This window comes from Mesorhizobium sp. M0152, from assembly GCF_040322415.1.
Lineage (GTDB): Bacteria > Pseudomonadota > Alphaproteobacteria > Rhizobiales > Rhizobiaceae > Mesorhizobium.
In genome coordinates, this window is sequence record NZ_JAMYTH010000048.1 from 26,495 (window position 1) to 32,668 (window position 6,174).

9 protein-coding genes and 1 pseudogene are annotated in these 6,174 nt (G+C 58.4%); 7 read left to right on the plus strand and 3 right to left on the minus strand.

What is annotated here, in order from left to right:
* Positions 1-119: 119 nt before the first annotated feature.
* Together NKJ26_RS29470 and NKJ26_RS29475 are read left to right on the plus strand one after the other, a co-directional pair.
* Complete coding sequence (locus tag NKJ26_RS29470; protein ID WP_352699003.1) at positions 120-260, plus strand: hypothetical protein; 141 nt, start codon at positions 120-122, stop codon at positions 258-260.
* Positions 261-436: 176 nt separating this feature from the next.
* Positions 437-592, plus strand: a pseudogene (locus tag NKJ26_RS29475) (IS630 family transposase); the annotation flags it as partial.
* A gap of 694 nt (positions 593-1,286) precedes the next feature.
* On the opposite strand, the gene NKJ26_RS29480 reads toward NKJ26_RS29475, so the two are convergent.
* Positions 1,287-2,018, minus strand: coding sequence for a Crp/Fnr family transcriptional regulator (locus NKJ26_RS29480; RefSeq protein ID WP_352699004.1), 732 nt, complete (start codon positions 2,016-2,018; stop codon positions 1,287-1,289).
* A 228-nt stretch (positions 2,019-2,246) separates the two neighbouring features.
* Here NKJ26_RS29480 and NKJ26_RS29485 point away from each other — a divergent pair, with 228 nt between their 5' ends.
* From NKJ26_RS29485 to NKJ26_RS29500, 4 genes are all read left to right on the plus strand, one after another.
* On the plus strand, positions 2,247-2,432 hold the full coding sequence (locus NKJ26_RS29485) for a hypothetical protein (RefSeq protein WP_352699005.1): 186 nt from the start codon (positions 2,247-2,249) through the stop codon (positions 2,430-2,432).
* Positions 2,433-3,132: 700 nt separating this feature from the next.
* Positions 3,133-3,396 carry a hypothetical protein gene (locus NKJ26_RS29490; protein WP_352699007.1) on the plus strand — a complete coding sequence of 88 codons (264 nt, stop codon included), beginning with the start codon at positions 3,133-3,135 and terminating at the stop codon, positions 3,394-3,396.
* A 428-nt stretch (positions 3,397-3,824) separates the two neighbouring features.
* Positions 3,825-4,091: an AbrB/MazE/SpoVT family DNA-binding domain-containing protein gene (locus NKJ26_RS29495; RefSeq protein ID WP_352699009.1), complete on the plus strand. Its 267-nt coding sequence runs from the start codon at positions 3,825-3,827 to the stop codon at positions 4,089-4,091.
* Positions 4,088-4,486 carry a type II toxin-antitoxin system VapC family toxin gene (locus NKJ26_RS29500; RefSeq protein ID WP_352699011.1) on the plus strand — a complete coding sequence of 133 codons (399 nt, stop codon included), beginning with the start codon at positions 4,088-4,090 and terminating at the stop codon, positions 4,484-4,486. Before NKJ26_RS29495 ends, NKJ26_RS29500 begins: the two co-directional genes overlap by 4 nt.
* A gap of 250 nt (positions 4,487-4,736) precedes the next feature.
* Here the strand turns inward: NKJ26_RS29500 and NKJ26_RS29505 are convergent, their stop codons facing one another.
* Together NKJ26_RS29505 and NKJ26_RS29510 are read right to left on the minus strand one after the other, a co-directional pair.
* On the minus strand, positions 4,737-5,216 hold the full coding sequence (locus NKJ26_RS29505; protein ID WP_352699013.1) for a hypothetical protein: 480 nt from the start codon (positions 5,214-5,216) through the stop codon (positions 4,737-4,739).
* Positions 5,217-5,326: 110 nt separating this feature from the next.
* Positions 5,327-5,800, minus strand: a complete 474-nt coding sequence (locus NKJ26_RS29510) for a hypothetical protein (protein ID WP_352699015.1) — start codon at positions 5,798-5,800, stop codon at positions 5,327-5,329.
* Between the two features lie 253 nt (positions 5,801-6,053).
* Here NKJ26_RS29510 and NKJ26_RS29515 point away from each other — a divergent pair.
* The coding region (locus tag NKJ26_RS29515; protein WP_352699018.1) for a KTSC domain-containing protein at positions 6,054-6,174 on the plus strand (121 nt) is incomplete at its 3' end.

Here is a 6,174-nt window from a genome sequence, read left to right on the forward strand (position 1 = left end):
CAGCGTGCTCGCGAACGTCGTGAGAACGCTCAGTTGCTCATGACGCGTTATGCCATCGAGCGTGCGCTCTATCGTCTGAGTGTTTCGCCGTACCGGATCGCTTCGTCCTCAAGGGTGCGATGCTGTGGCTGCATCGTCTGCCGGCGGGCATCGTCGAGATCGTTCCGGCTTATGAAAATTACGAGTATTTCGTGCTCGCTGATGGCCCGATCGTCATCGTCGACCCGAATGCCTACAAGATCGCGGTTGTCCTGAGCTAGTTGTGGCCAGACGGTCTACAGTGGGTTGACTATTGCACCAAAAGCCCGCCGCGCAGTTCCGGCGGCGGGCTTTTCCGTTCCCGGCTCCAGCGTCTGCAAATCGCAATCAAGGTCCTTCCTCGCGGTGAGGAGCGAGCACGGTCTGGTCGCCGGTGGAACACCATCGTGAACGCGACCTGGAGATGGCCTACTCAAAACTCAAGGCGCGGCTGCGAAGAAAGGCGGCCAGAACCTTCGACGCACTCTGCAATGCCCTCGGCGGTACCTGCCACCTGTTCGACCCAGCCAAATGCAGAAACTTCTTCAAAGCTGCCGGATATCAGGCCAATTGATCGCGACACGCTTTTAAGTTTCTCCTGCTTCAGATCCGAAGGTCCGTCTCATCAGGACGGTCACATTGAGGCTGTGTCGGAGGTCGACGCGCTGGTTGGCGTGGCAGTTGACGATGCCACGCGGAGACTATCCGCTTTGGACAATGAAAAAAGTCAAAGCAAGGCGATTTGCCCGACTAGCGAAAACACATCCGACCCAGCTGTCCGTAGTTGAACTGGCAGCGTATCGTCCCAGCTGACAGGCTTCGCGCGGGTCCGAGAGAAAGAAAAAGCGCGGCGTTGATCCAAGCCGGCGATGCTCGAAACTCGTTCCGGGGGCCAACCTTCTGGATGAGACCTATAACGAAATGTACGTCCTTAACCGTTCATTGACTCTCGCCGCTTGCGATCTCTAAATCGGTTCTGATGGAACGTTCTTGCACGTGCGTACTGGGAGGCGCTCGATGTTGAACCGGCTCGGCAATTCTTGCTTTTGTCCCGCTGATTTGCAGATCTGCCAACGGGTCTTCGACCGGCTTTGTGCCGAGCGAAATTTCGACCACACAAGCCAACAAGCAGAGCTTATAGCTTCGGCGGTGCTCCATCGCTTTCAAATCGGCCACTTAGATGAAGGCGAACTTTGGCTTGCCGTTCGGACGTGCAGCCTTTACAGGCGGGCCGTGGCAATGCTTCGAAGCGCCGACCACTCAGCTTTCTATCGAGGCTCCGCTCGTGGCCCGGATTTGCCGAGCAGCCGGGCATATTCTGCTTCAGGCTGGCCATAAAAGCCAGCCGCGGCAGCTATCAGGCCCTCTCGGTCGCGAATGGTGACTTCACCGCGGCGGGACTTGATGAGCCCGTCTCCTTCGAGCAGTTGCAGGGCGATCGTTACGCCCGGACGCCTTACGCCAAGCATCACCGCCAGGAATTCGTGAGTGATCGCGATTTGGTCCCCGATGATCCGGTCGTCGCACATCAGCAGCCATCTCGCCAACCGATCTTCTACCCTCGCGCGGGCATTGACCAAGGCCGTGGATCTGGTCTGGATGTGCAGGTAGTGGACATAGCGAAGCAGCAAGAGCCGGAGAGTTGGACTGCTTTCCAGCGCAGCCTTGAACGGCTCCGCGTCGATGCCAACCGCCTCACTCGTCACCTGAATATAGCAATCGTGGGTTGCCCAGTCGACGCCCATGACCAAGGCGCAGGCGGTCATACCTTCGCGGCCGATAATGGCTATCTCCGCATTCGCTTCCGGCCGAATTTTCGCCACGACAGATGCGATGCCGCTTTCGAGAAAGTAGACGCACTCAATCGGCTCGCCAGCCGATTCCAGCGGAGCCTTCAATTCAAGATGTCGGTTGTGCATGTAGGGCTGTAGGAGTGCGAAATCGGCTTGGCTGAGGCGGCCTAACAGTTCGCTTCTGCTCTGGGTAACTTCCTGGTCCATGGCGCTCTCCCACAAAGGCAAGAGCGCTTGTCATCTCCCAGCCGCCTGCGCCGGTGGCATATGCAGACGATGGCAAACTGTACCATAATTCCGGCGAACCGTACGTTACAGTATTGCCGGCGATTATATATTTGACAGACTTGGCCAAATCATAGGGATATGATCCTCAACAGGCCGGCAATCCGCGCGAAATGGAGCGATCTATCGGAATGTGCTATGATTCGGCACATGGGAAAGAAGGCAAAGCAGGAAGCAAAGCAGGCGATTGAAGCTCCGGTAGAAGGCGCACTGGAAAGGGAAGCTGCCTACTATGCCCGCAAGTTCGGTCTCACCACAGAAGAGGCGCTGCGGATGCTCAAGGAAGCCCGCACCATGAAACCTCTCGCTGATGTGGCAGACGCGACCAAGCGCTAAGGCGCTACCCAGCCGTAGGGGAATGGGGCTAGACCCAAGTGGCTGGCTTGGTGATCGATCCACCATCGGCAAGGGCGATTGTTGCGGGAACTGTAACTCGCCAGCGCCATGCTCGACCGTGCCATGAGCGGCGAAGCCCGGGCCGAAGTTCTGGTAGACGCGGGCTTCGTTCGACATCAGAACGCTTTCCGTGGCGCTGTCGATATGGAACGGACGGGCGCGACCGCCACGCTCGACCAGAGTTAAGTCGACCGTGAACAATCCGAGCTCTAAGCAGCGACCGGCTTGGGCCGGAGTTGAAGCAGAGCGATCAAGAGCGACAAAAAGTCCTTCAGCCACATGAGCAGGAGGGAGAAGTTGTAGCAGCGGCGGCCACGATCGCGTTGACGGCGTCGCATCTGACTCCACCACTTCAATCCCGAAGGGTTCCCCCGTCGGTATCTGGAGTGGTTCCCAACGCATTATCGATCAGGGCAGATGTCGGTCGAGAACGCCCTTCGGCGGTTGATTTGCACTGAGCAGTGAACAAGTTTCTAGATCTAAAGATTGAGGCGGAATTACCTAGCGCCACTGGATCACTGCTTGCTTTGCTTGATGAAGGAGAAGAAGAACCGTCCGACGCCCCCTGATTAAACCTCTGATGCGGGCCATCAACATGGCACATTCCGAACCTTGATTTCTTCGCTTGGTGACCCACAAGATGGCCTTTTGGGTTTCTCCGGGGTGGGAGGGTGCGATCAAATCTCAAGCGGTCTTTAAGTCCATGTCCACAGCGGCGGAATTGGTGGACGCGGTGATCCGTTCCGTCCCGATTGGCAGCGTCGTCTCAGTGCGAGACACCGTTGCCGAAGTTCGCAAAGCTGAGCCCGATTTGCCAGTGAGCGACTGTGAATTGGTCGAGACCATCGTGGATTTGGCCACGCTCCATGGGCAATTCGTGCTGTTCGACCTCAGAAAGCCTTGATGAGCCTCCATTGGTTCAACCCTCCGATCTCGGTAAGAACTGGCGAACCGGCATCACGTACAGCTGCATACGTCGAAGGTGCAGCTCGGGAACTCATGGGGTGGAACAATAGGCGCTCCAAATGGCACCTATGTCAGGTTTGGCTGGCGATATGGCGCCCGAGCCGTCCCAAAGGCGTTCATTGCCACCGCTGAGGAGCTCCCGGTTAAGCGGGCGGTCGGTGTTGGCGCTTCGAAGAGCACGTCTGTGGGAGAGAACCGTTAGAGGGTGCCACCGCTAGGGCAAGGGGGTCCTCCCGATCGAAGGCTCACGTGATTTGGCCGAGTCCTTGAGGTAAATAGGCAACTGAATAGGCGCCTGGACCACTGCTATTGATCGTAATGCAATTGTGCATTATCTAATCATGTAGATGAATCGGAGCTGTCAAAGTGACGACGCTAACTGTTACCGCACGCGGACAGGTGACGTTTCGCAAGGATGTGCTGCAGCATCTCGGTATTCGGCCGGGCGAGAAGATCGAACTTGATCTGCTCCCCGACGGCCGGGCGGAATTGAAGGCGGCGCGGGCAAAGGGATCATTCCGGGAGCTCTACGGTTTTCTCAAGGGCAAAACGAATGGCCGGGTGTTGAGCATTGAGGAGATCAATGACGCAATCGCTGAAGCGGGTGTAGCAGCTGGATCCAGCAAGGAATGAAGGTCACGGCCGACACCAACGTTCTGCTGCGCGCCTATGTCGCCGACGATGAACGACAGGCGGAAGCGGCCGTCGATCTCCTGGCGCAGGCAGACATCGTGGCCGTTAGCCTTCAGGCCTTGTGCGAGTTCGCATGGGTTTTGGGCCGACAGTATCAAACCGCACGCGAAGATATAGTGGCGGCAATCCGAGCCTTGGCGAACACCGCAAATGTCATCGTCAACCGGCCAGCTGTCGAGGCAGGGCTTGCAGTGCTTGAGGCCGGCGGTGATTTCGCGGATGGCGTGATTGCCTCCGACGGCGACTGGCTGGGTGGGGAGACATTCGTCTCTTTCGACCGCAGGGCGGTTAAACTGCTGTCAGCGCAAGGACGCCCTGTCCAGCTTCTTTCGTAGCTGTCTTCGCGCGTGTCGACCCTTGATATTGCCTGGCATGTCTGGCGGTTGCCAGCGGACCATCCGGGCACACCGAATGGCGTCGAGTGCTTGCCGACCCTACCCTCGACATGTTTGCGATCTACTGCCGTGGGTGGCTGGGTTTGGCCGTCTCGGGATCGTTGGCCTGATTGCCTGCTTCATCGGCACCTCTCTTCTCCCCTGAAACGGTGTCCAGGATTCTTCTTTCGGGCGCGACGACGCAATTACGTCATCCGTCCGGAAGGCCTCCTTCGGTTTGCCGAGCTTCCGGAACAACCAAGAAACTGAAACAACTGGCCGCCTGTGAAGACTTTCGCCGCGCGTCGCTCACCACCAGCCAGTCGCCTGGTGAACGTCCGACAAGGGGCATCTGCACGAGCGCAGACATATATGGCCTACGAATAGGGCCGTGGTTCCAATCGCTAAGATACCATTTGACTTCCTCGCATGAGCCGATCTGTTTGCACGTCCTCCGCGGCTCGCACGAATAGCTGCTCTGCGCGACCAGGCGCCGGCCGGTGATGCCGAGCGCTTTGTTGGCAGCCGGCCTCGCGCCCTCGGCAACGTCGTCGCATTGCTGCGCGGCCTCTGGCGCGTCGATGCCGTTGAAGCGGATGCGCTGTCCGTGGATCTCGATCGTGTCGCCGTCGATGTGCTGCATGACGAACTGCGCGATGTAGGGCGCCATCGCCGCAACCGTAACGAACATGAGCCGCTTCGGAACAGTTGCCAGCGGACGGGCACGCCGCCGCCGTGCGCCTCTCCGCTTGCGCCATTGATCAGACCGATTGCCGTAGCGCGATCGGTCCATAGCAGATCCTAAGCCGACCAGCCCGGCCACACGTTGTCGACCATAGGCGTGCCAGCGCAGTAGTAGTCGTCAACGAAGCGCCCCGTAGCCCTGTCTCGGCAGCGCCAGATCACACTGTAGTTCTGTCCGTAGAACTGGTCCCAGGCGACGCCGTGGGCCGTAGGAGGAGGGCGGTAATACCCGCCGCCGTGGCCATTGTTTGCGGCAACGGCAATCGCCGCGCCACCTACAGCGGCCACCGCTATTCCAGTCGCTACAGCGTTGTCAGCTTGTACAAGCCTGGTGCATTTCTCTGCGGTCGCGCCTCGACGAATCAGCAAAGCTGCTACTCTGCTCCGATATTGCTCGTCAGTGCTGACAGCTAAAGCATGACAAAGCGCTGTGGTGTTCTGAGCCGTGAGGTCGCTGTCGGAAACATTTGCGCTTGTTGAGCAGCCGGCGATCAACACGGCAGCGCTCGCTAGAAATACCTTCGCCTTCATTGATTCATTCCCCCGGCGAAATACTGGGCGTACTCCAGAGTGTGTGTCTACAAGTTTGTTTTTCCAGGCACTGGGCAGACGGCACTGCGGCGACGGCCCGTGTCGGGGTAATAGCTCTGCCAATGGTAACGCGAGAGAGCTTTGCTACGGCCGCGCCTTGGAACAAGAGGGCCGCGATCCGGTTCTTCTACTTCAAGCGGCGCCACATCTGCACACAGGAGCGCTCGGTAGGGCGGGCAAATGGACCTGCGGCATGCCATCAACCTCAATACGCAAAACGGAATATGATCCCGAACGCAAACTGCTCTCGGTGTGGTTCGTGGCCAGCGGCAAACGATACCAGTTCGAGGAAGTGCCGCCCGAGACATTTGCCG

Bases quoted from the DNA above. Each gene is read 5' to 3' on its own strand.
- NKJ26_RS29480 (WP_352699004.1), bottom strand. From the start codon at position 2,018: ATGGACCAGGAAGTTACCCAGAGCAGAAGCGAACTGTTAGGCCGCCTC.
- NKJ26_RS29490 (WP_352699007.1), top strand. From the start codon at position 3,133: ATGGCCTTTTGGGTTTCTCCGGGGTGGGAGGGTGCGATCAAATCTCAA.
- NKJ26_RS29485 (WP_352699005.1), top strand. From the start codon at position 2,247: ATGGGAAAGAAGGCAAAGCAGGAAGCAAAGCAGGCGATTGAAGCTCCG.
- NKJ26_RS29510 (WP_352699015.1), bottom strand. From the start codon at position 5,800: ATGAAGGCGAAGGTATTTCTAGCGAGCGCTGCCGTGTTGATCGCCGGC.
- NKJ26_RS29505 (WP_352699013.1), bottom strand. From the start codon at position 5,216: ATGTTCGTTACGGTTGCGGCGATGGCGCCCTACATCGCGCAGTTCGTC.
- NKJ26_RS29500 (WP_352699011.1), top strand. From the start codon at position 4,088: ATGAAGGTCACGGCCGACACCAACGTTCTGCTGCGCGCCTATGTCGCC.
- NKJ26_RS29470 (WP_352699003.1), top strand. From the start codon at position 120: ATGCTGTGGCTGCATCGTCTGCCGGCGGGCATCGTCGAGATCGTTCCG.